We start from the raw sequence: 21,109 nt of genomic DNA on the forward strand, positions 1-21,109 counted from the left end.
GCCCACCGCCCCGAAGGCAGCTCCTCCCACCGCCCCGCGCCCCGCGCAACAGCCGTACACGGGAGAGCCGTTCGCCCCGCGCGGGCCGTACGCGCCGAAAGTGCCGGAGCGGCCCGAAGTCAGGCTGCCGAAGATCAAGCAGAAGCGGCCCAAGTCATTCATCGGCGGACTCACCATCTGCCTGGCGTTCATCGTTGGAGGGATCATGGTCGCGGTCCAGCAGTCCGGGACCGGTTCGATCAGTTTGCCGGTGGTCGGCGGGGCCGTGCTGGTCACGATCGGCGCGGGCCTGCTCGTGGCCACCTGGTTCGGCCGGGGCGCGGCCCTGGTCGCGGCGGGCACGATCGTGTCCCTGGTGCTGGTCGCCGGTTCGAGTGTGAGCGGCCTCCCGAAGAAGGTCGGCAGCTACAACTGGCACCCGATCGACATCTCGCAGTCGAGCCGGAGTTACACGGTCGGCATCGGGGAAGGGCGGCTGGACCTCAGTGATGTGAAGCTGGTCCCGGGCGGCAGGACCAGATTCGACGCCACCATCTCGGTCGGGCAGCTGACCGTCGTGCTGCCACCGACCGCGCGGGTGGAGGTGTTCGCCTACACCCGGCTCGGCGATATCAAGATCGACCACCGGGTGGACAACGGCGCGGACGTGACCGTCAACCGGGTCCTGGACCCGGAGGTCCGCGGCGACGGGGACGCCTCCACGATCGAACTGCACGTCAAGGCCGGTATCGGCGACGTGGAGGTGCGCCGTGCGGCGTGAGGAGCGGCTCCGGGCCCGAGCTGAGGCGCGGGCCCAGGCCTGGACGGAGCACATGGACGAGGAGCCGAACGTCTGGGCGACGCCCATGGAGCCCGCCGAGAGGCCGAAGAAGCCCCGGCAGGGGCACCGGACCGATTGGCTGGCCCTGCTCTGCGGCCTGCTGTTCATCGGGTTCGGGATCCGCTACCTGACCCCGCCGCTCCCGGACCCCGTGATCATGGTCCCGATCCTGCTGATCGGCCTCGGCTTCGCCGGATTCATCGGCATTCTCAGCAAAGCCTTCCGTAAACGGTAGGGCACACATTCGGTCATGTGATCGGCGAGGACCGGCATGGGGGATTGGCCGTGACACTCACCGGCGTACGTTCACAAGTGTCCGCGTGGCCGGTGACCTGGTGATACCCGGTCTTCTCTGTGGAGCGGCGCGTCGCGGGGGCCGCCGCCTGATCAACCCGGGGTGGCGGTACGTACGCGCCCGGTCGTAGTGTCAAGGAAAGAGAGAAACGGAGTCGAGCCATGGCGATGCGGTTCGAGCACGAGTTCACCGTGCCGGTCCCGGTCGAGCAGGCCTGGGCGGTGCTGCTGGACGCCGAGCGGGTGGCCCCGTGCCTCCCCGGCGCGTCGCTCGATTCCGTGGAGGGTGACACCGTGACGGGCAAGATGCGCGTCAAGGTGGGTCCGATCACGGTCACCTACCACGGTGCCGCGACCTTCGAGGACGTCGACAAGGACGCGCACACCCTCACCCTCAGGGCTTCGGGCAAGGAGGCCCGCGGCGCGGGCACGGCCAGCGCCACCGTCGCCGCGCGTCTCATCGCCGAGGGCGACACCACCCGGGTGACCGTGGAGACGTCCTTCAACGTCACCGGCCGCCCCGCCCAGTTCGGCCGCGGCGTCATGAACGAGGTCGGCTCCCGCCTGATCGACCGGTTCGCCGTCAACCTGGCCGGCATCCTCCAGGAGGGCTCCCCCGAGCCCGTCCCGGTCCCGCAGCCCGCGCCCGAGATCCCCCGCCAGGCCTCGGCCCCCGACCAGGACGAGCACCCCCGGCACCTGACCGCCGTACCGACCCCGCGCCAGACCCCGCTCACCGAGGAGGGCCAGGCCCGCGAGGCCCACCCGGCGGGCACCTCCCGCACCTCCCGCACCCCGGACGAGGAGGCCCTGGACCTCCTGGAGATCGCCGGCGCCCCGGTCCTCAAACGCCTGGCCCCGGCCCTGGCCGCACTCGGCCTCCTGGCCCTGGTCTTCTGGCTGATCAGACGCGCCCGCCACCGCTGATCAGGCGCCGGTGTACAGCCGGTCCAGATCGATCAGTTCCACGTCCGACCGTCCGAGCGCGAGATCCCGCAGTTCTCGGGTGAACCCCCCACGCCCGAAGAGCAGCAGTTTGACCGTGCCGTCGATCTTGCCGTCCGGTAGCAGCCCGCGCAGGTGTTCCAGCCGCCCCAGCTGCGACAGGTCCATCGGTGCCCGGGTTCCCTTGGCCTCGCCGATGGCGGTCACCCGTTCCCCGGCGAACGAGACCGCCTCGGTGACCACGACGTCGATCTCGTGTCCGGTGCGGTGTTCCCGGCAGGGGAGCTCCGCGGGCCTGACCCACGTCGCCGCACCGCCGAGGGTCTCCCGCGCCGCGTGCCGGAGACACCACTCGCGCGCCAGATCCTCGAAGTGCGGGCCGTAGATCTTGCTGGCGACCGTGTCCGCGCTTCCCTCCCAGACCTGCCCGGCCCTTCCCACGACCAGTTCGGGTTCATGCCGCTGGATCAGCAGCTGGTGCAACCGCACCACTGGTTCCGTGATCCGGAACACGCTCCTTTTGTCCCGGAGCGCGTCGTCGACCTGGTCGATGAGCCCGATGCCGCGGAGCCCGGACAGGATGTGGGCGAGCGCCGTGCTGGGCCGCCCGAGCGCGCTGGCGATCTCCGACCGCCGATGGTTCCCCGCGCTCAACGCCGCCAGAACCGCTGAGTACGAGGTCGGATTGGTGATCGACGGCTCCTCCCGGAGGAGCAGCCCGCCTTCCCGGAACATGACCGAGGACGGGTTGAGCAGCCACCGCGCCACCCACGCGTCGAACTCCTCGATCGTCGCCGGTCCGCCGCCACCGCACATCTCCAGGTAGGCGGGGGTGCCGCCGACCAGCGCATGCACCCGGAACGCCAGCTCAGGCTCGTCGATCCCCCAGAAGACGGCCGCGTCCCTGAACCCGAACGGCCGCACGACCAGCTCCAGGTTGGCCCGGCCCCGCAGCGGAGCACCGCCGCCCAGCAGCTGCGTCATCGTGGTCAGGGCGCTCCCGCACAGGATGAGCCGCGTGCTGGTGTGCTCCTTCGCGAACCCCAGCGGGCTGAGCGCCCGCTGCAGGTAGGACGGCAGCCCCGGACTCGTTCCGACCAGATAGGGGAACTCGTCGATAATGACCGGGGTCGCCCGCTTCTCCCCCAGCCTCAGCAGGACATCGAGCGCGTCCCGCCAGGACCCGAACGCGACCGGCTGACGGAGCCCCACGAACTCCGCGTAAGCCTCGCCAAGATCGGCCAGGTTCTGCCGCTCGCTCTGCTGGGTGGCGGCGAACATGAACCCCCCCAGCTCCCGGGCGAGCAGCTCCAGCATCAACGTCTTGCCCTGCCTCCGCCGCCCGTAGACCAGCCCGAGCGTGGCCCCCGCCTGCCCCGACTCGACGAACTCCGCTAGATCCCGCCACTCCCGCACCCGCCCGAACAACCGCTCCGGCTTCTGGAGGCTATTATCCATGCAACTATTATAGTTCCACGAATAATAATTCACTCGCCGTAGTACAGGCGGGCCACGTCGACCAAGACGAGGCTGTCGTCCTTGCCTGCGGCTGCGATCAGTTCAGCGGTGAAGCCTTTGCCGCTGTAGCAGGTCAGCCGGGTAGTCCTCGTGTCGAAGCCGCGTTGGCCGAGCAGATCGCGGACGCGAGTCAGCCGGTCGATATGCCCGGTTCCCATGACCTCTCCCCACTTGGCCTCGCCTAGGGCGAGGACCTTGCGGGGGCCTCCGTCGTGCTCGCCCAGAACGACCACGTCGATCTCGTGGGTGGTGCGCTGTTCTGGGTCGTTGACGACCCCGTGTCCGACGTCGGCGGCTACTCCGCCCCAGGTGTCGGGGTCGGCGAAGTCGGACGCCCATTGACGGCAGAGTTCCTCGAAATGGGGTCCGACCACGCGGCTGAGAAATCTGGGGCGGCTTCGTCGCCATACCTGCTCGGCGCGGCGGCGTTCCAGTTCGCGCCAGGCCGGGCGCATCACCGCGTGGTAGAAGGTGATCAGCGGCTCGGTGATCCGGTAGATCGGGCGGGTGGGCCGGAAGACGTCGGCCTGCTTGGCCAGCAGTCCCGCGTCCTCCAGCACGGTCAGCGGGTGAGCCACGTCGGTCGCCTTGCGCTCCAGGCAGCCGGCGATGCCTCCCCGCGTGTTGTTTCCTTCCGCGACGGCGGCGAGGACGGAGTGGTAGAGGGCGGGGTCGCGGAAGTCGACCTCTTCGGCGAGGAGGTAGCGGGCCTCGCGGAAGATCGGAAGCGAGGAGTTGAGCGGGGCCCGCTGCACCCACGCGTCGAAGTCGGCGAGCGACGCCGGAGCGTCGCCGCGCACGTACTCCCGCCGGTAGGCGGGGGTGCCTCCGACGATCGCGTGGGTGAGGACGGCCAGGTACGGATCGCCGATCCCCCAGAACTCGGCGGCCAGGCGATAGTCCAGCGTGGGAACGACCAGTTCGAGCCCGGCGCGCCCCCGCAACGGCGCGCCGCCGCCCAGCAGGCGTCCCATGAAGCTCAGCGCCGAACCGCACAGCAGGAGACGCACCGGCCGGCCTCCCGTCCGGCGGCGGAGGTCGAGTGCCGACTGCAGGATCGAGGGGAGTTCGGGCGAGCCTTTGACCAGGTACGGGAACTCGTCGATGACCACGGAGGTCGGCCGGTCGACGGGGAGATCGAGGATTCCGTCGACGGCTGCCCGCCAGTCCGGAAAGCGGACGGGGCCGGGAGCGCCGAAACGAGTGCCGACGATCTCCCCGATCCGGTGCAGCTGCTCCGCGGGAACCGCCTCGGTGCCGTCGACATAGAGACCACCGGCCACGTCGACGAGCGAGCCGAGCAGCAGGGTCTTCCCCTGCCGGCGCCGGCCGGACACCACGCCGAGCAGTGGCAGCGCGGCCGGGTCGGCCACGAAGGCCGACAGGTCCGCCCATTCGGCCACCCGATCGAAGATCTCCCCAGGCTTCTCCATAGGTATAACTATAGTTCTAAGAACTATAGTTATACCTATGTCCGCCCTGGTGGAAGGGCCAATGGCACGGCAAAGAGTGCGTGTGAGGTTGGGGAGGGGGACGGATCCGGGCTTAGTTCAGGGAACAGACCACTCAGGATCTTTGGGTTGAGTGGGGGATTTCGGATGTTGGGGCGGCCGGATGTCAGTGTTGTTGTGATCACGTACAACGACGCTGGGCGGGTGGGGAGGGCCGTGCGGTCGCTCTACGCTCAGACGTTGCGGAATCTTGAGATCATCGTCGTGGACGACGCGAGTTCGGATGGGACCGAGCGGGTCGTGCGGCGGCTGCCGGGGGTCCGGTATGTGCGCAGGGAGCGGAACAGCGGCGGGTGCGGGGCGCCACGCAACGACGGCATCGACGCGGCGCGTGCGCCGTTCATCATGTTCCTCGACAGTGACGACGAGTTGCCGCGGCATGCCTGCAAGAGCCTGCTGGCCGAGATCGAGAGAACCGGGTCCGACTTCGTGGCGGGGCAGATCTCCCGGCTGTACGAGGCCAGCGGGAAGATCGAACGCTACTATCCGGGACTGTTCACGCCGCGCCGGGTGGTGGAGGGGATCAGGGCCGAGCCGGAGCTGTTCCTGGACGGGTTCTCCACCAACAAGCTGTACCGGGTGGACTTCCTGCGGCGGCACCAGCTGCGGTTCCGGGAGGACCTGCACTACGAGGACCACGTGTTCACCGCGGATCTGTACGCGGCGGCCGAGCGCTTCGCCGTGGTCCCGTGGGTGGTCTACCACTGGCGCAGGGCCGCCGGTCGCGGCGAGTCGATCTCGCTGAGCCTGCGCGAGGTCGGCAACGCCCGGCAGCGGGTGGCCGCCGCCGAGGCCGCGGACGAGATCCTGCGGCGCAACGGGCTGGCAGAGCTGGTGCCCGCCCGGCAGGTCCGGTTCGTCAAGCAGGACCTGCGAGTGTATCTGAACGCGCTCCCCTACCACGACGAGGGGTGGGCGGAAGAGCTCGCGACCGTGGTCGAGCCCTATCTGAAGCGCCTGGCTCCGGGCGTGCTGGCCAAGGCGGAGCCGATGGTGCGGGTCTGCTGCGGGCTGATCCGGCAGGGCCGCGCCGACGAACTGGCACTGGCCGCGAGCAGCCTGACCGGCCCGAAGGCCCCGCCCCGGCGGGTGCTGGTCGAGGGCGGCCGGACCTACTGGGGCGACCGCGCGGATCCGGCGCTGGACATCACGGCCCTGGGCCTGGCGGACCTGCCGTTCACCGCGACCCGGATCCGGCACGAGGTGACCGAGATGTCCGCCTGCGGCGCCCGCCTCACCCTGTCGATCACGACGTACGACCCGTTCCGGGTGATCCGGCCGGAGCACCACGCCACGCTGACGATCGGCGATCGTCCGGTACGGCTGGCGCCCAAACACCGCCCCGACGGCAGCTACCTGACCAAACTCACCCTCGATCTAGCGACATTTCAGGACTTCGTCGGGTTCCATGAGCCGAGGATCGGGTTCACCCGCCCAGCGGACGGACACACCACCAGCGACCGGCTGCTGATCTCGCCGACCGCCCACCCGGTGACGGTGAACCTGCGCGGACGCCGGGTGACGGCCGCCGCGGACGGCCCCGCCGCCCTGTTCCGGCTCACCTGGCTGCGCACCGACCTGGTCCGCACGATCGCCCGCACCCCATGGCTCAAACCGCACGCCCGCAAACTGCGCGCCCTCCCGACCAAAGCCCGCAAACGCCTCGGCTCCCGGAAGATCAAACTCGGCGTCTACAAGCAGCTGATCAAGGTGGTCCCGCGCCGCAAGGACCTGGTGCTGTTCGAGGCCGACGCGGGCAAGGGCTACACCGGCCACCCCAGATACATCCACGAGGAACTGCTCCGCCGCGAACTCGGCCTGACCGCCGTCTGGTCGCGGGTGAAGGGCGCCTTCCCCGCCGACGTGACCACCGTACGGCGGCTGAGCTGGCGGCACGTGTGGACGATGGCGCGGGCGGGGTGGTGGGTGGACAGCCACGGCATGCCGCTCGGCTTCCCGAAACCGGCCGGCACCCGCTACCTGCAGACCTGGCACGGCCAGGGCATCAAGACCATCGGCCTGGACGCGCCCGACCTGCGCGGCGACTTCCCCGAACCGAGGGAGCTGTGGCGGGCGAACGTGGCCCGCTGGGACGCCCTGGTGTCGCCCAGCGCCGAGTTCGAGCGCACCTTCGTGCCCTCCAACGAGTACGCCGGCCTGGTGCTCCGCTTCGGTTCCCCCCGCTGCGACGTGCTCGTCAAGGGCGACCCGGCGGCGGTGCGGCGGGTACGGGAACGACTGGAGATCCCCGCCGACAAGAAGATCCTGCTCTACGCGCCCACCTACCGCGACCAAGACAAGATGTCCGGCAAATCCGTACGCGTCGACCTGGCCGGCCTCGCCAAACACCTGGCTGGCGACTGGGTGCTCGTGCTCCGCACCCACCCCGCCGACACCTACCGGGTGCCGGAACGGCTGCGCGGCTTCGTCCGCCCGGCCGGCGGCTACCCCGAGGTCAACGATCTGCTGCTGGCCGCCGACGTCCTGGTCACCGACTACTCCTCGCTGATGTGCGACTTCGCCGTGACCGGCAAGCCGATGGTGTTCTTCATCGACGACTGGGAGGAGTACCGGCGGGCCGAACGCGGCGTCAACTACGACCTCCCGGCGATCGCCCCCGGGCCGTGCGTGCGGACCACGGCGGAACTCGTGGCGGCGCTGCGGGAGCCGTACCGGCTGGAGCGGTACGCGGCCTTCCTGACCACCTGGTGCGCGGACGAGCGCGGCGACGCGGCGGCCAGGATCGTGTCGGCGTTCTTCGAGGGCGAGAGCCCTTCGACGCCCTCGGCCGTGCCCCGCGAGGAGGTCCGTCAATGAGCACGGTCGTGTTCGCCAGCATGGACGCCGACACCCTCGGCGGCATCCAGCGGGTGGTGCACACGGTCGCGCAGGGCCTGGCCGAGCGCGGCCACGACGTGCACGTGGTCGGCCTGCACCGGGCCGCGGACCCGGCCTCCTACGTCGGCTTCCCGCGCTACAGCCGGCACGTGATCAGTCCGGGCCCCGAACCGGCCTGGTGGGCCCGGCGGCGGACGGCCGCGCTGGTCGGCTCGCTCGAACCGGGCTTCGTGGTGATGACCTCCCCCGGGGTCGTCACCCGGATGAAGGACCTGCTCGGGCTGCACCAGGGCATCGGCCAGTACCACGGCTCGTACGCGCACGCGCGCGCCTGCTGGCACTACGCCTCGGTCAAGGCGCACTACGGCAAGCTCGACCAGGCCGTGTTCCTCAGCCCTGACGACGCCTGGCGGTTCGCCGAGCAGGCGCTGCTGCCCAACACCTGGGACATCCCGAACCCGCTCGCCGACTGGCCGGCCGAGATCGCCGAACTGGACCGGCACCGGGTGCTGGCGGTCGGGCGGCTGGCCGGGGTCAAACGGTTCGACCGGCTGATCACGGCCTTCGGCCGTACCGGGCGGTCGAGCTGGGAGTTGCATCTGGTCGGCGACGGGCCGGACGAGGGGCGGTTGCGGGCGCACGCGGTCGCCGAGGGGGTGGCGGACCGGGTGCGCTTCCGCGGCCGGATCCCGGCCGCGGAGATGGCCGAGGAGTACCGGGCCGCGTCACTGGTGGCGCTGTCCAGCGACCATGAGGGGTTGCCGCTGGTGCTGGCCGAGGCCGCGAGCTACGGGCTGCCCGCGGTCGCCCACGACGTCTCGGGCGGGATCCGCGCCCTGGTCAGGGACGGCGAGACCGGCCTGCTCGCGCCGCCGGGGGATGTGGCCGCGCTGACTGCCGCGCTGGGCACGCTGATGGCGGACACCCGGGAACGGCAGCGGCTCGGCGCGGCCGCCCGGGAGCACGCCCGTCAGTTCAAGCTGCCGCGCGTGGTGGACCGCTGGGAGGAGCTGTTCACGCACCTCCGCCGCTGAGCGCCAGCTCGCGCGGGGGCAGCCCGGCCAGCTTGCGCTGCCCCTCGGTGAGCAGCGCCGCGACCGGGCCGGGCTCGCGCAGCCGGTTGAACCGGTCCCGGTTGGTCTTCCGCCAGCGCGCGGTGCGGCGTTTGGCCGCTGCCGCCCGGTAGGCGGCGACGTGTTCCCTCGCCGCCTTGGGCGCGCCGCTCAGGGCGTAGCCGTAGGACTGGAGCCGGTCCCCGAGCACCTCCTCGCAGAGCGCGATCTCCCACGGCTCCAGCCGCTGCGCCCAACTGCCCGACCTGGCGGTGGTGACCGCGCTGTGCGTGTTGCTGTGCCACACCTTGTGCGCCGGCACCGCGACCTGGGCGGCGTGCCGGGGCTCGCACATGGCGGGGTCGTACTCCTCGCCGATGAACGCGCAGAGCCGCTTCAGCGCCCGCTCGGGTTCGGCGGTCAGGTCCTCGTACCGCAGCTCGTGGTAGCTGCCCTTGGGCAGCCGCTGCGCGGTGCGGCGGCCGAAGTCGATGGCCTCGGCCCAGTTGGAGATCGCGTGGAAGCTGCTCAGGTGATACCAGGGCATCTCCTTCAGCGAGGCCACGCAGTCCCGGCCGTCCCTGATCAGGTGGATGAACTGGGCGTCGGGGAACATCCGCAGCAGGATGTCGACGTGCTTGAAGTAGCTGGGGCGCTTGTCGCCCCAGCGCGGCTTGCCGAACCTGGCCGCGTAGTTGCGGAACACCGTGCCGATCACCGAGCCGAGGCTGCCGGGGCCCTCGGTGGCCTGCTCGATGAACTCGGCCCGGTCGATGCCGAGCTCGCGGAACTTGGTGTCCCTGCCGGTGGCGATCCACTCGGCCAGCACCTGGCGGTTGACCGGTTCGCGCAGGTCGCCGTATTTGCGGCGGCCGAAGTAGGCCGGGACCAGGAACCGGGTCTCCGGCGGCACGGCCACCCGCGGATGCGAGTGCAGCATCAGCTGCAGCATGGTCGTGCCCGAACGCGGGCAGCCGATGACGAAGATCGGCCGGTCCGGCATGTACGTCTCCCCCGTGACGAGTCGTTTCATCGCACGATCCCCGCCAGCTCGCGCTGGGTGTCGGTGAGCAGCGCGGCGACCGGGCCGGGCTCGCGGAACCGGTTGATCCGCTCGGTCAGCGCCACCCGCCGCCACTTGCGCTTCCAGGTGTTGGACGTCTTCTCGTAGGCGGCCACGTCCCGGCGGGTGGCCGCCGGCGCGCCGCTCAGCTCGTACCCGTAGGCGGTGAGCCGGTTCCCCAGGACGGTCTCGCAGAGCGACACCTCCCACGGCTCCAGCCGCTGCGCCCAGCTCCCGGTCCTGGTGGTGGTGACCGGCTGCCGCGTGTTGGTGTGCCAGTCCTTGTGCTCCGGCACCACGTCCGCCACCCGGTACGGCTCCCGCATCGCCGGGTCGTACTCCTCACCCAGGAACGTGCACAGCCCGCCCAGCGAACCGGCCGGATCCGCGCACAGTTCCTCATAGCGCAGCTCGTAGTAACTGTCGGCGGGCAACTTGTGCCCCCGCCCGGCGTCGATCGCCTCGGCCCACCGGTGCACGGCCTCGTACACGTCCCCCTGGAACCAGGGCATCTCCTTCAGCGAGGCCACACAGTCCCGGCCGTCCCTGATCAGATGCACGATCTGTGCGTCAGGGAACATGGCCAGGATCGCGTCCAGATGCCGGATGTACGGCGGGCGCTTGTCGCCCCAGCGGACCTTCCCGTGCCGCTCGGCGAACATCTTGTAGACCAGGCCGACGACGGACCCGAGGCTGCCCGGCCCTTCGACCGCGCGCCTGATGAACTCGTCGGCGTCGATGCCGAGGTCGCCGAACTGCGTCCGGGACCCCTTGGCGATCTTCCTGGCCAGCATCCGCCGGTTCTTCGTCTCCCGCAGGTCGCCGTAGCCGCGCCTGGCCCGGTAGACCTGCACCAGGATCCGCGTCTCCGGCGGCACCGCCACCCGCGGGTGCGCGTGCAGCATGAGCTGCAGCAAAGTAGTGCCGGACCGAGGACATCCGACAATGAAAATCGGCCGCTCAGACAAGAACCTTCACCCTTTCCGGTACGGTTCGCCCGGCCTCCCGGGCAGCCAGCCATATCCGGTAGACCAATGCGGACTCGAACAACAACAGCAACGCCCCGACGACCCCGGCCGCCCACACCATCGCCCACGGCCCGAACGGCGGCGCCAGCACGAAGACGGCGGCGTGGAACTCGATGCCGCCCACCACGTGGGTGCGGATCCGGTGCCGGACCAGGAAGATCCGGAACCGGTCGAACCAGGGGAACCTGGCCCGCCAGCCGCGGTGCAGATCGACCAGCGGCTGGTCGTGGGTGGCGACCAGGTTCCCGACCCGGGCCTGCGGCGAGAGCCGCAACACGTCCTCCACGAAGACGACGTCGCTGCCCGCGCGGGCGGCGACCAGCATCCTGGTGGCCTCCCTGACCCGGTTGACCTGCGGCGCGTTCATATAACGGAACAGATCCAGCAGGACCACGGTGGTCGCCGCGACCCAGAAGACCGAAGGGCCCTGGCCGTAGGCGAAGCCGAACGCGCAGCACAGAACCCGGATCCGGTCGCCCACGTAGTCGAGCCAGAGCCCGAACGGCGTGCCGGTCCCCTTCAGCCGCGCGATCTTCCCGTCCATGCAGTCGACCGTGAAGCTGAGATAGAACAGCAGCGCCCCGACGGCCAGCCGGCCGGTGGCGAAAGACCCCGCGGACGCGAACCCGAGCAGGATGGACAGCCGGGTCAGCCCGTTGGGCGTGATCGAAGTGTGATTGGCGACGAGCAGCGCGAGACGGCAGGCCAGTGGATCAACCAGAAATACGGTCCACCACGAGTCTCTCGGCTTGCGCGCCGCCTTGATGTCATCGAGCGTGAAGCCCCCCATGCAGTAAGAATGACTACGCCAGGTAGTCGCCAGCCGCTTCTTCGGTGACAGCCGGAGCATCTCGTTGCCACTTCTTGACCGTTGCCCCTACCTGGGCAAAGCCCCTGCCAACCGCGGTGGAGGTCGGTTAGAGTCCCAGAATCTTCGGGGGGAGACCCATGCCTGTGGGAACGTTGTATCGACAGTTGCAGGGGCGGCTGGGCGCGCGCGAGACGGCGTCGCCGCGGAGCGCGCTGATCCGGGCCGACCTGAGCCCGCTCCAGGCCGTGCGCGAGACGTTCGACCTGGTCTGCCAGACGCTGACCGAGGCCGGCGTGCCCTTCTTCTGCGTCCGGCCGCTGGCCGGCCGCCCGCCGGTGGTGGCGGTGCGGGCCTCGCACCGGCCGCGCGCGCTGACCGCGCTGGCCCGGCCCGGCCTGTACGCGGGCCGGCTCCCGGCCGGACGCAACGGAATGCGCCAGCCCGACTGCGACCGGGTCCGCCCGCTCCGCCGCAACGACCTGGCCGACGCCCGGGTGATCCGGCTGGCCCGCTACTTCAGCACCCCGTCCAGGACCCTCACGCTGGGGCCGGAGGCGGGCGTCGACCTGGAGTTCTGGCACCGCGAGGGCGAACTGCTGGTGGCGCCCCGGCCGAACCGGGCGTGCGAGGCGGTGCCGGTGCTCGGCGCCACGGTGGACGGCCGGGAGGAACTGTTCGTCCAGCTGGCGGCCGGCGGCGGGCGGACCTATCCGACCAGGCCGGAGTTCCTGCACCGGCTGGTGGACGAGCTCGATTTCCCGATCGACGCCGTCTACACCTGGGTGGACGGCGGCGATCCGGTCTGGCGGGCGCGCCGCGACCTGGCCCTGACCGGCGGGCTGAGCGAGCTGGCGACCACCGAGGCGCGCTTCGTCAGCCGGGACGAACTGCGGTATTCGCTGCGGTCACTGATGACGTACGCGCCGTGGGTGCGGAAGATCTGGATCGTCACCGACCAGCAGCGGCCGAGCTGGCTGCGGCCGGACGACCGGATCCAGATCGTGGACCACAAGGAGATCTTCCGGGATCCCGGCGTGCTGCCGGTGTTCAACTCGCACGCCATCGAGGCGCAGCTGCACCGGATCGAGGGGCTGTCCGAGCATTTCCTGTACCTGAACGATGACTTCTTCCTGGGGCGTCCGCTCTATCCGGAGATGTTCTTCGAAGGGAACGGGATCACCCGGTTCTTCCCGTCGGCGGCCCAGGTGCCGTTCGCGCTGTATGAGGACAATCCGGTGCACGCGGCCGGGATGAACAACCGGCGGCTGCTGGAGGAGCTGTGCGGGCGCACACTCACCCAGAAGATGAAGCATGTGCCGTACGCGCTGCGCCGGTCGCTGCTGTTCGAGCTGGAGGACCGGTTCGCGGAGGCGTTCGAGGAGACCACCCGGTCGGCGTTCCGGCGCGGCAGCGACATCGCGGTGGTGTCGTCGCTGGCGCACTACTACGGCTACCTGAGCGGGCGGGCGATCCCGGGGACCGTGCACTACACCTACGTGGACCTGGCGATGCGCAAGGCTCCGGCGAAGATGCGGCGGATGCTGGCGGCGCGGGAGCACGACGCCTACTGCCTGAACGACACCGCGGCCACCACGCCGGAGCAGGACGCGCTGACGCACCGGTTCCTGGAGGCGTACTACCCGGTGCCCAGCCCGTTCGAGGCGATCACGCCGGAGTGAGCTCGTGCAGGACCGTGACCAGGTGGGCGCCGAGCGGGGTGAGGGTGACCCGGCCAGGTTCGCGGACGACCGCGCCGAAGAAGGCGAGCAGGTCCAGCCCGGCGCCGACGTCGAAGGTCACGCCTTCGGCTTCGGCGGCCGCCCTGATCGTCGCGTCCAGGGCGGTCTCGTCCACGGCGGTGCCGGGCGGCAGCTCCACGTTGGCGAGGACCTGGAGCGCCACCAGCGCGCCACCTTCCGCGCCCTCGATGAACTCCTCGTCGTTGCCGTCGACCGTGCGGACGAAGGCGTTGCGCCAGGTCTCCAGGGCGTCGGCGCCGAGTCCTTCGCCGGGGCGGGCCTTGCGGGCCCGGATCTGGATCACGTCAGCGGCGCGGGCGACCGCCCACAGCGACATCAGCCAGGGCACCCGGCCGGCGGTGCGGATCCGGACCGCCGGGGGCTCGATGCCGAGCACGCGGCACAGGTCGGGAATGTCGCCCGGACGGGGCAGGCCGGTGGCGGTCACGGCGACGCCCTCGCCGACCCAGGCGGCCACGCCGCGCAGGCCGCGCAGGACGGGAGTGGCCGCCGCGGCGCGGACCAGCGGGGGCTCCTGGGTCGCGGTCCTGACGGCGGCGCGCTTGGCGGGGTGACCTGAACTCTGCTTTCGGCGGCGGCTCACCGGGGGAGAATATCGGAGCATTTCTCCATGTATGTCACCGCTCAGCCGAGCAGACGATCTACCACGCGTTTTGCGGCCCGGCCGTCGTCCCAGGGGCAGAACTTTCGCTGGAACTCCGGGTAGGCGGGGTGGTCGGAGCGGAGGGCGTCGATGAGGGAATCGGTGTCGCGGACCAGCGGGCCGGGGGCTTCCCGTTCGAAGTCGAAGTAGAAGCCGCGGATGACGTCGCGGTAGCGCTCCAGGTCGTAGGTGTAGAAGATCATCGGCTTGCCGGTGCAGGCGAAGTCGAACATGGCCGAGGAGTAGTCGGTGACGAGCACGTCCGCCGCCAAATACAAATCCGAGATTTCTGGATATTTCGTGACATCGATGGTGGGGTGCGGGAGGCGGGGGCGGTGGGTGATCAGGTGGTGGGCGCGGACCAGGAAGGTGTGGTCGTCGCCCAGAGCCTGCTGGAGGCGGGGTAGATCCAGTTCCATGGTGAAGCCGCGGCGGCGGCCGACGTGCAGGTCGTCGCGCCAGGTCGGGGCGTAGAGCACGACCTTGTGGCCGGCGGGGACGCCCAGCCGGCGCCGGATCTCGCGGGCGCGTTCGTCCCGGTCCGGCGCGAACAGCGGGTCGTTGCGCGGGTAGCCCGCTTCGACGACCTCGCCGCGGTAGCCGAACGCCTGGCGCAGGATCGGTGACGAGAACGGGTTCGGGGAGAGCAGCAGGTCCCACTGGGGGGCGTCGCGGTCCATCCAGTCGAGCAGTTCGGTGCGCTGGAACGGCAGCCCGGCGAGGTCGTGGCCCAGGCGTTTCAGCGGGGTGCCGTGCCAGGTCTGGAGGTAACGCTGGCCGCGTCGTTTGGTGAACCAGACGGGCTGGGTGCGGTTGCCGACCACGAAGCGGGCGGTGGCCAGGGCTTCGGCGTGCGCGCGGCTGCCGTACAGGACCAGCCTGGAGTCTTCGGGGGCGGGGAAGTTGCCGTCGAGGGTGACCCAGACCGATTCCAGGCCGGTGCCGAGGCGGCGGAGTTCCTCGTGGATCGCGCGCGGGTTGCAGGAGGCCAGCCGCCCGCCGTAGGAGTCGAAGACGATCAGGTCGCGAAGCGCCCGTTTGCCGGTGCCGCGCAGTCGGCGTTCGGCGTAGCGGCCTCGTTCGTCGGGTTGGAGTGCCGGGGCGACCAGGAGGCTGAGGTCGCCTTCGAGGGTGGTGCGGAAGCGGTATTCGTGCAGGTCGGTGCGGTGCGCGGGGAGCGCCAGGCCTTCCGCGGCGCGGAGCGGCTGCCGCTTGCCTGTCACCAGCCGCCAGGTCCCGCGGTCCACGGGCGGGGCGATGGTGGCCGTGAAGCGCGTCTCGTCGCGTTCGAGCAGGCACGGGCGCTCATCCTCGCCACGCAGCAGGATCTTCCTGGCGGGTCCTTCACCGCCGAGGACCAGCTGCCCGTCCTCCCAGCGCAGGGTGTCGACCAGCGCCTTGACCAGCGGCAGGGGCAGCGGAGGCCCGACGGTGAGCCCGTCGGCCTGGGTCAGGCTCGCCTGGAGCCCGTGCACCGGCGGATACCGGCGCTCTCCCGCAAGCGGATGGCCGAGCACCTGGCCCTTCTGGGTGACGCCCCGGGCGGAGACCCGGGCGTGCAGCGTCCAGATCCCCGGCGGCAGTTTCGCCAGGTCGACGGTCACCGTGAAACCGGACCGGTCATGACAGACCGCCGACTGGTCGGAGTCGGCGGTCGCGTCCTTCCTGATGGTTCGCGCCGCGTCGAGCGGAATCCGCTTCTCCCCCGACTGGAGCCACATCTTCAGGCCGCTCCGGGCGCTGTCCAGATGCGCGAGGTAGGCGTACCCGGACGCGGTCACGCGCTCGTCCTCGACCGTGACCGCGTCCACGTACGCGCGAAGCACCAGTTCGCGGCGGGCTTGGTAGACCTTGTCGGGGACGCCTTTGTCCCGGTCCCCGAAGTAGGGGTAGTCGGCGAACCAGCGGCGGTCGAAGACGCCACGCCGTACTATTCGGGCGTCTTTCAGGGCGGTGCGGCGGAAGCGGTGGACGTGGCGGAGCTCGTCGACCATGCGGCGGGCGGCCAGGTGGAGTTCCAGGCGGCGGATCGGCGGCTGGTGGGCCAGGGCGCTCGGGTGGATGTCGCGCAGGGCCGTACCGGCCAGGTCGAGCAGGTGTTCCAGGTCGGCGCCCTCGGTGGTGTTGAGCGCGTCCAGCAGGATGCCGAGGTCCAGGTCGGCGACCAGCCGGTCGTGGCGGCGGGCCAGCGCGGGAGCGTTGTCCCGCAGGAACCTGGCGATCCTGGCCATCGCCGCCAGCCGCTCCTCGACGTTGCGCGCCTCGTTGCGCCGCTGCGTGATCGACCCCGGCGTGATCCGCCAGTGGTAGACGACGTCGGCGAGCACGTCGGTGGCCTTGGCGAGCACGTGCGCCTGAATGGCGACGGGCGCGTCCTCGTAGTGGCCGGGCGGGAACAGGAACGCGTGCTCGTCCCAGAACGTCCGGCGGAACACCTTGTTCCAGACCGTCCGGTCGCTGATCAGCTCGTGGTTCTTCCGGATATGGGATCTCTTGACGGTCTGCTGGAAGGCCAGCGCATGCCCGGCGGACGCCCGCGGGCCGGTCTCCGTCAGCCGCCGCACGTTCCCGCAGGCGAGCTCGGATCCGGTCCCCTCCAGACTGCTCACCAGCGTCTGGTACGCCCCTGACGGAACCACGTCATCGGCGTCGGCGAAGGCCAGATACACCCCGCGCGCCCGCCGGGCCCCGGTGTTTCGGGCCGGGCCCGGCCCCAGGCGCTCCTGCCGGACGACCCGGAATCGCCTGTCCTCGGCGGCCACCGCCTTCGCCAGCACCGCACTGCCGTCCGTCGAGCCGTCGTCGACCAGCAGGACCTCCAGGTCGGTCAGCACCTGCGCCCGCAACGCGGCCAGACATTCCGCGAAATATCCCTCCACGTTGTGGAAGGGCACCACGACCGAGAGCAGCGGCCGGGCCGCCATCAATCCACCATGGGGCGGGTCGGCACGATGACGCTGGGTCGAGGCATGGAGCCCTCCGGGTTCGACGTTTCCAGCCAACATGAACACCGAATCGCCAGGTCATGCCAGGCTTTGTCGTTTCGTGGCGACGAGATGGCAGTTTCCTTGCCGAAGGCAAGCCATGCCCGAATGGTGGAGGCCTCAGAAAACTCCCAGGAGGGGGCGTTAGGATGCCGCAATGCACTTGCGTCACACCATTCCCGCCCTCGCCGCCTGCGCGACCCTGGCGCTGCTGCCGACGGCCGGAGCGCAGGCCGCCCCCGAGGACACGAAGATCACGATCCACGCCGCCCCGGGCAAAAAGGTCGTCCCGTTCTGCGAGACGCACAAGTGTATCGCACTGACGTTCGATGACGGCCCGTCGACCAACACCACGAAGCTGCTCGCCACCTTGAAGAAGTACAAGGCCAAGGCGACGTTCTTCGTGATGGGGTCGCAGGTGAAGAAGCACCCGCTGCTGACCAGGAACATCGTCAAGGGCGGCCACGAGATCGGGAACCACACCTGGAGCCACCCGTGGCTGACCGACCTGTCCTCCGCTGAGATCTACAAAGAGATCAACGAGACCCAGAAGCTGGTCAAGAAGACCACCGGCAAGACGCCGACGCTGTTCCGCGCCCCCGGCGGCCTGACCGACGACGAGGTGATCGCGGTCGCGGCCAAGCTGAAGCTGGTCCGGATCCCGGGCACGGTCTCCACCAAGGACTACGTCAAGGACTACCGGCACGTCGACTTCCTCACCACGGCCGCGCTGGAGGCGGCCGGGCGGAACGAGGTCGTGCTGATGCACGAGACGGTCAAGGAGACCGTCGACTCGATGCCGAAGGTTTTGGCCGCCCTGCAGAAGCAGGGGTACTTCTTCGTCACCGTGACCAAGCTGCTGGAAGGTCAGACCCTGGTGCCGGGCGAGTCGTACCCGCAGGAGGAAGGTGCGTCCGGCGAGGTCGACGAAGGCGACCAGCTGACCGGGCCGGACGGCGAAGTCTAAGTCGCGGGCCTGGCGAGACGCTTTCCGAGGCGCTGCGCCGGGCCTTCGACCAGCCGGTAGGTGGCCCAGCTGAGCAGCAGCAGCACGGTGAGGTAGCCGAGGCCGATGGCGAGCCTGGCGGCCACGGGCAGCGCGCGCACCTCGCCGAAGAGCTCGGGCAGCAGCCGCAGCAGCGGGTGGTGCAGCAGGTAGACCGAGTAGCTGACCAGGCCCAGCCAGACGAGCACGCCGGGAATGGTCCGGTTTCGCAGCGCCCTGGCGCCGGCGAAGGTGGCCGCGGCGAGGACCAGCGTGGTGATCCAGACCGGTGCCTGGACCCACCACCAGCCCGCCTGGATCGACCAGATCGGGGAGATCGCCACCAGCGCGGCGCAGACCGGGACCGGCCAGAACGGGCCGGTGCCGTGCTCCCAGCGGTAGAGCGCGGTCCCGGTGAACATGACGGCGAGAATGGCCGCCCCGAACCAGGGGACGTAGGCGCTGAAGAGCAGCAGGACCACCGCCATCACGCCGAGCAGATAGGCAGCGGTTGTCCGGAAGTTTCCGGACAACAGGCAGGCCAGCCCGATGACGAAGAGCACGCCCGACACGATCGCGGGCCACGACCCCCCGAGCACCGGCGAATCGAGCACCACCCCGGTCATGACGGCCACGACGCCGAACACGATGGCGTAGACCCCGCTGGCCCGATGCACCCCGCGCACGAACAGCGCCGTGACCAGCAGATAGAACACCATCTCGTACGACAACGTCCACATCGGATCGGCCAGCCCGCCGATATGCACCACATCAAGCAACATGCTCAGATGCGCGGCCACCCCCGACAGATCCCGGGGCACCTGGACCCGCACCGGAATCCAGATCCCGACAATCAAAGCAAACGCCACAACAACCAAATACAACGGATACAACCGAAATATCCGGCTTATCCAGAAGGCGCGGACGTCGCCCCGCGATTCCAGCGAGGCCGGGATGATGTAGCCGCTGACCAGGAAGAACACGAGCACGCCGTACATGCCCATGTTGAACCAATAAGGTCGCAGGCTCGGCATAATCCACGGCAGCAGGTGCTCCCCCACCACGGCGAGTGCGCCGAGCCCCCGCAACGCGTCCAGCCAGGCCATCCGCCTAGTGCTGCTCGTGATTGGGGGGCTCTGGGCGGAAAGACCGCGTTGGGTGGAAATCACTCGCGCTAACCTACCCGTCCACCAGAGTCCACACTGCCCGACTTACTCGGACTCAGCGGATGAACGAGTGTGTACGGGTCATTCCCACTCAATAGTGCCAGGCGGCTTGCTGGTGATGTCCAGCGTGACACGGTTCACTTCACGGACCTCATTCGTGATCCGGGTGGAGATGCGAGCCAGCACGTCATAGGGCACCCGGCTCCAGTCGGCGGTCATCGCGTCCTCCGAGGTGACCGGGCGCAGCACGATCGGATGCCCGTACGTCCGGCCGTCGCCCTGCACCCCGACCGAGCGCACGTCGGCCAGCAGCACCACCGGGCACTGCCAGATGTCGCGGTCGAGCCCGGCGCGGGAGAGTTCCTCACGGGCGATCGCGTCCGCTTCGCGCAGGATGTCGAGCCGCTCCTGGGTGACCTCGCCGATGATGCGAATGCCCAGGCCGGGGCCCGGGAACGGCTGCCGCCAGACCATCGCGGCCGGGAGCCCCAACTCTTCGCCGGCCCGGCGGACTTCGTCCTTGAACAGCGCCCGTAGTGGTTCCACCAGCGCGAATTTCAGATCATCGGGCAGGCCGCCGACGTTGTGGTGCGACTTGATGTTCGCGGTCCCGGTGCCGCCGCCCGACTCCACCACGTCCGGATAGAGCGTGCCCTGGACCAGGAAATCGGCCGGTCCGTCGGCCAGGATGGCGCGCTGTTCGTCCTCGAAGACCCGGATGAACTCGCGTCCGATGATCTTGCGCTTCTCTTCCGGGTCGGTCACCCCCGCCAGCGCCTTGAGGAACCGCTCGGCCGCGTCCACCACCCGTAGCTTCACGCCGGTGGCGGCCACGAAGTCCTGCTCGACCTGGACCGCCTCGCCCTTGCGCAGCAGTCCGTGGTCGACGAACACGCAGGTCAGCCGGTCGCCGATGGCTCGCTGCACGATCGCGGCGGCCACCGCGGAGTCCACGCCGCCGGACAGCGCGCAGATCGCCCGCCCGTCCCCCACCTGCGCCTGGACGGCCGCGACCGCGTCCTCGACGATGTTGAGCATGGTCCAGGACGGACGGCACCCCGCCGCGTCCAGGAAGTGCTTGAGCACGGCCTGCCCGTGAGCGGAATGCATCACCTCGGGGTGGAACTGCACCCCGTAGATCCCGCGCGCGACGTCCTCGAAGCCCGCCACCGGCGTGTCCGCCGTGGACGCGGTGACCAGGAACCCGTCCGGGGCCGCCACCACGGAGTCGCCGTGCGACATCCACACCTGCTGCGCGGCCGGCAGCCCGGCGAACAGCATTCCCTCGCGGAGCACGGTCAGCGCGGTCCCGCCGAACTCGGCCGCCCCCGTCCGGGCGACCCGGCCGCCCAGGGCCTGGGCCATGACCTGGAAGCCGTAGCAGATGCCGAAGGTCGGCACCCCGGTCTCGAAGAGCCCCTCCGGCACGGCCGGGGCGCCCCCGGCGTACACCGACGAGGGGCCGCCGGACAGGATGATCGCCTTCGGTCGTTTGGCCAGCATCTCGGCCACCGGCATGGTGGACGGGACGATCTCGGAGTACACGTGGCATTCGCGGACGCGACGCGCGATCAACTGCGCGTACTGCGCGCCGAAGTCCACCACCAAGACCGTGTCGAACTCCGACTGCCGCACTTCACCGGACACAGCGAGACCCCCAAGGCAAGAACCAGCGGTCTCACCAGTCTATC

General features: G+C 70.0%; 16 protein-coding genes. 7 read left to right on the forward strand and 9 right to left on the reverse strand.

The window, feature by feature from the left end; genetic code table 11:
• The 3 genes from Acor_RS12445 to Acor_RS12455 all read left to right on the forward strand — a co-directional run.
• The coding region (locus Acor_RS12445; RefSeq protein ID WP_218034255.1) for a LiaF domain-containing protein at positions 1-760 on the forward strand (760 nt) is incomplete at its 5' end.
• Positions 750-1,055 (forward strand): tetraspanin family protein, encoded by a 306-nt coding sequence (locus tag Acor_RS12450; protein ID WP_155336774.1) that lies wholly within the window; start codon positions 750-752, stop codon positions 1,053-1,055. The genes Acor_RS12445 and Acor_RS12450, both read left to right, overlap by 11 nt.
• A 221-nt stretch (positions 1,056-1,276) precedes the next feature.
• Positions 1,277-2,041: an SRPBCC family protein gene (locus Acor_RS12455; protein WP_174876141.1), complete on the forward strand. Its 765-nt coding sequence runs from the start codon at positions 1,277-1,279 to the stop codon at positions 2,039-2,041.
• Here Acor_RS12455 and Acor_RS12460 read toward each other — a convergent pair whose 3' ends face one another.
• Both Acor_RS12460 and Acor_RS12465 read right to left on the reverse strand, forming a co-directional pair.
• Positions 2,042-3,517, reverse strand: a complete 1,476-nt coding sequence (locus Acor_RS12460) for an AAA family ATPase (protein WP_155336775.1) — start codon at positions 3,515-3,517, stop codon at positions 2,042-2,044.
• 29 nt (positions 3,518-3,546) lie between these two features.
• Positions 3,547-5,010, reverse strand: a complete 1,464-nt coding sequence (locus Acor_RS12465; protein WP_155336776.1) for an ATP-binding protein — start codon at positions 5,008-5,010, stop codon at positions 3,547-3,549.
• Between the two features lie 165 nt (positions 5,011-5,175).
• On the opposite strand from Acor_RS12465, the gene Acor_RS12470 reads away from it, so the two are divergent.
• Together Acor_RS12470 and Acor_RS12475 are read left to right on the forward strand one after the other, a co-directional pair.
• A complete protein-coding gene (locus Acor_RS12470; protein WP_155336777.1) occupies positions 5,176-7,905 on the forward strand; it encodes a bifunctional glycosyltransferase/CDP-glycerol:glycerophosphate glycerophosphotransferase in 2,730 nt (909 codons plus the stop codon).
• The gene (locus Acor_RS12475) at positions 7,902-8,960 is read left to right on the forward strand and encodes a glycosyltransferase (protein ID WP_155336778.1); all 1,059 of its coding nucleotides are present in this window, start codon (positions 7,902-7,904) and stop codon (positions 8,958-8,960) included. Before Acor_RS12470 ends, Acor_RS12475 begins: the two co-directional genes overlap by 4 nt.
• On the opposite strand, the gene Acor_RS12480 is transcribed toward Acor_RS12475, so the two are convergent.
• From Acor_RS12480 to Acor_RS12490, 3 genes are read right to left on the reverse strand one after another with little or no spacing between them, the layout of a single operon-like run.
• Positions 8,941-10,011, reverse strand: coding sequence for a sulfotransferase family protein (locus Acor_RS12480; protein ID WP_246238610.1), 1,071 nt, complete (start codon positions 10,009-10,011; stop codon positions 8,941-8,943). The genes Acor_RS12475 and Acor_RS12480 overlap by 20 nt on opposite strands.
• Positions 10,008-11,009, reverse strand: a complete 1,002-nt coding sequence (locus tag Acor_RS12485; protein WP_155336779.1) for a sulfotransferase family protein — start codon at positions 11,007-11,009, stop codon at positions 10,008-10,010. The genes Acor_RS12480 and Acor_RS12485 overlap by 4 nt, the downstream gene beginning before the upstream one ends.
• Positions 11,002-11,859, reverse strand: coding sequence for a CDP-alcohol phosphatidyltransferase family protein (locus Acor_RS12490; RefSeq protein WP_155336780.1), 858 nt, complete (start codon positions 11,857-11,859; stop codon positions 11,002-11,004). Before Acor_RS12490 ends, Acor_RS12485 begins: the two co-directional genes overlap by 8 nt.
• A 158-nt stretch (positions 11,860-12,017) precedes the next feature.
• Between Acor_RS12490 and Acor_RS12495 the strand changes: the two genes are divergently transcribed.
• Positions 12,018-13,559 (forward strand): stealth family protein, encoded by a 1,542-nt coding sequence (locus Acor_RS12495; protein WP_155336781.1) that lies wholly within the window; start codon positions 12,018-12,020, stop codon positions 13,557-13,559.
• On the opposite strand, the gene Acor_RS12500 is transcribed toward Acor_RS12495, so the two are convergent.
• On the reverse strand, positions 13,546-14,223 hold the full coding sequence (locus Acor_RS12500) for a hypothetical protein (RefSeq protein WP_155336782.1): 678 nt from the start codon (positions 14,221-14,223) through the stop codon (positions 13,546-13,548). The two genes, Acor_RS12495 and Acor_RS12500, sit on opposite strands and share 14 nt — an antisense overlap.
• A 41-nt stretch (positions 14,224-14,264) precedes the next feature.
• On the reverse strand, positions 14,265-17,207 hold the full coding sequence (locus tag Acor_RS12505; RefSeq protein ID WP_170316895.1) for a bifunctional glycosyltransferase/CDP-glycerol:glycerophosphate glycerophosphotransferase: 2,943 nt from the start codon (positions 17,205-17,207) through the stop codon (positions 14,265-14,267).
• Between the two features lie 217 nt (positions 17,208-17,424).
• Between Acor_RS12505 and Acor_RS12510 the strand changes: the two genes are divergently transcribed.
• The gene (locus tag Acor_RS12510) at positions 17,425-18,234 is read left to right on the forward strand and encodes a polysaccharide deacetylase family protein (RefSeq protein ID WP_155336784.1); all 810 of its coding nucleotides are present in this window, start codon (positions 17,425-17,427) and stop codon (positions 18,232-18,234) included.
• Here the strand turns inward: Acor_RS12510 and Acor_RS12515 are convergent.
• Entirely contained in the window at positions 18,231-19,358 is a 1,128-nt protein-coding gene (locus Acor_RS12515) for an acyltransferase family protein (protein ID WP_155336785.1), read from the reverse strand. The two genes, Acor_RS12510 and Acor_RS12515, sit on opposite strands and share 4 nt — an antisense overlap.
• A 141-nt stretch (positions 19,359-19,499) precedes the next feature.
• The gene (guaA, locus tag Acor_RS12520; RefSeq protein WP_174876142.1) at positions 19,500-21,065 is read right to left on the reverse strand and encodes a glutamine-hydrolyzing GMP synthase; all 1,566 of its coding nucleotides are present in this window, start codon (positions 21,063-21,065) and stop codon (positions 19,500-19,502) included.
• Between the last annotated feature and the right edge of the window lie 44 nt (positions 21,066-21,109).

The sequence above is a fragment of the Acrocarpospora corrugata genome (genome assembly GCF_009687845.1).
GTDB classification, from domain to species: Bacteria; Actinomycetota; Actinomycetes; order Streptosporangiales; family Streptosporangiaceae; genus Acrocarpospora; species Acrocarpospora corrugata.